Origin of the sequence: Salinivibrio sp. MA427 (genome assembly GCF_001996115.1) — a bacterium.
Taxonomy (GTDB): Bacteria; Pseudomonadota; Gammaproteobacteria; order Enterobacterales; family Vibrionaceae; genus Salinivibrio; species Salinivibrio costicola.
Genome location: NZ_MUFH01000333.1, coordinates 1 through 2,442 on the forward strand (window position 1 = coordinate 1; position 2,442 = coordinate 2,442).

Annotated in this window: 1 protein-coding gene and 2 pseudogenes; all 3 read left to right on the plus strand. The window is 44.1% G+C overall.

Features of this window, described 5'->3' with window-relative positions:
* The coding region (locus BZG79_RS14115; RefSeq protein ID WP_199877921.1) for an SCP2 sterol-binding domain-containing protein at positions 1-261 on the plus strand (261 nt) is incomplete at its 5' end.
* A gap of 33 nt (positions 262-294) precedes the next feature.
* Positions 295-1,656 (plus strand): annotated as a pseudogene (gene hemN / locus BZG79_RS14120) (oxygen-independent coproporphyrinogen III oxidase).
* A 44-nt stretch (positions 1,657-1,700) separates the two neighbouring features.
* Positions 1,701-2,442: pseudogene (locus BZG79_RS14125) on the plus strand (cytochrome P450); the annotation flags it as partial.

Sequence of the window (2,442 nt, forward strand, 5' to 3'; positions counted from 1 at the left end):
GGGCCTCAGGAACCTGACGTAACGCTATCAGCAACCGGTGATGCGCTTATTTTATTGATCTACAACAAGGTTGACCCTGATACGTTATTTTTCAACCGAAAATTAATGGTAAAAGGAAATACCGAATTAGGGTTACATCTCAAAAATTTTTTAGACACTATCGAGGTACACCAAAAGCTACCAAAGATTATTTATTTAATCGGTGATCGTTTTAGTGATTTTATTTACAAAGAGAAAAGTGAAACAATACCTCTCAATTAGTTAAGCTATTTTGAAGCACGTCAATAGGTAGTTATGAGCACAATCATTTGGGATAAGAAGTTAATCGAAAAATACAATATTAACGGCCCCAGATACACATCATATCCGACGGCATTAATGTTGTCTGAACAGTTTTCTCAAGATCGCATCGCCAATGCACTGAAGACGACCGGCGATGAACTGTGCTTATATCTACACTTACCATTTTGTCATAAACTCTGCTATTACTGTGGCTGTAACAAGATTATTACCCGCCACCAGCATAAAGCAGACAAATACTTAGACTACCTMGCACAAGAAATGGCGATGTATCAGCCATCAGTTAAAAACAAGAAAATTCGTCAAATTCACTTAGGCGGGGGARCGCCTACCTTTTTGACCGAGAAACAACTGACACGACTGATGAGCTCGATTCATCAACATTTTACCTTTGCCGAAAACCCAGAGGTGAGCATTGAAATAGATCCGCGCAGTTGCAGCGATGAAAAACTGTATCACCTGCGTGATCTTGGATTTAACCGTGTCAGTTATGGCGTACAGGACTTTGATAAGAAGGTACAAATTGCCATTAACCGCGTGCAGGATGTCGATCTTATTGCACATCAGTTAAAACTCAGCAAAGAACTGGGCTTTGACTCAATTAACCTCGACTTAATTTATGGCCTGCCGTACCAGCGCCCGGAGACCTTTAAGAAGTCGATAGAGCAGGTCATTGAAATGAGCCCCGATCGTATTTCCGTATTTAGCTACGCGCATTTACCACAGCGCTTCGCTGGGCAGAAGAAAATATCGGAAGAGTCCATTCCACAGCCGTCAGTTAAGTTAAGCTTGCTCGAACAAGCCATTACTCAGCTCAACGACGCGGGCTATCAGTTTATTGGCATGGATCACTTTGCTAAAAAAGACGACGGCTTAGCCATTGCCCAACGCGAAGGTCGCTTACAGCGTAACTTCCAGGGTTACACCACAGGCGGTTAGGACGCATTACTAGGCTTGGGCGTGTCCTCTATTAGCCAGGTTAATGGTGTGCTATGGCAGCATGAAAAAGAGCTACCAGCTTACTACAAAATAATAGATGACGGACAAAAGCCCATTGTTAAAGGCATGGCATTGAACGACGAAGACAAAGTGCGGGCAGCACTTATTTCACAAGTCATATGCCACTTTGAGATCGATATAGAAATTTTTAAAGCCGAGTGGAATATCGACGATTTCTGGGCACACTTTGCTGAAGCCATACCGCTATTGAAACCGTTTATTGAAGACGGCTTGGTCGACGTATCCGACAAAAAACTCCGCGTCACAGAAATAGGCCGCCTCTGGGTACGCAGCATTTGTGCCTGTTTCGATGAGTACCTAAATCACGGTCAAAATCGCTACTCCAAAGTGGTTTAATATGAAGAGGCCAGATTGCCTTGTACGATTAATCAGGAGATTGTATGAAAAATTGTCATTGGGAGCCTTCCGAACAGCAGGATCAAATTGCGTCACTTGATGAGCTTAGGCAAAAGTGTCCTGTTGCCCAAAGCGAGATGTTAGGTCATGCGGTACTAACGCATAGCGATGTCCGCTCGGTTATCGAAGATCATGAAACGTTCAGCAATGCAGCAGGCTCCCACTTGTCGGTTCCAAACGGCATGGATCCGCCAGAGCATGGTATTTTTCGAGAAGTGATTGAGCCGTACTTTAAGGCTGATCACTTACGGGATTTTGAACCCACTTGTCGGCAAATTGCTCAGGCTATTATTAGCAGAATTACACCGAATACGGCATTGGATGTGGTCAGTAAAATCGCAAAGCCTTTTGCATTACATATTCAGTGCGCCTTTCTCGGTTGGCCAGAATCGCTAACAGGAACACTAGGCGAATGGCTTGAAGCCAACCAGCAGGCCATTGTGAATAACGATAGAGCAACGTTAAAGCAAAAGGCAGATGAGTTTGAAACATTGATTCATGAACAGCTCGACGTTCGCAGACAATCAGGCTCAGCCAAAGACGACAATACATGCCGCCTAATGCATGAAACAGTCACAGTGAATGGCGAAACGCGCCACCTTCACGAAGCGGAAATTGTCAGCATTTTACGCAACTGGACCGCTGGCGAAGTTGGCACCATTGCTGCAGCCATTAGTAGTATTTTCTACTTCTTCGCAGAAAATCCTCTTGTTGTAGAGCAAATAC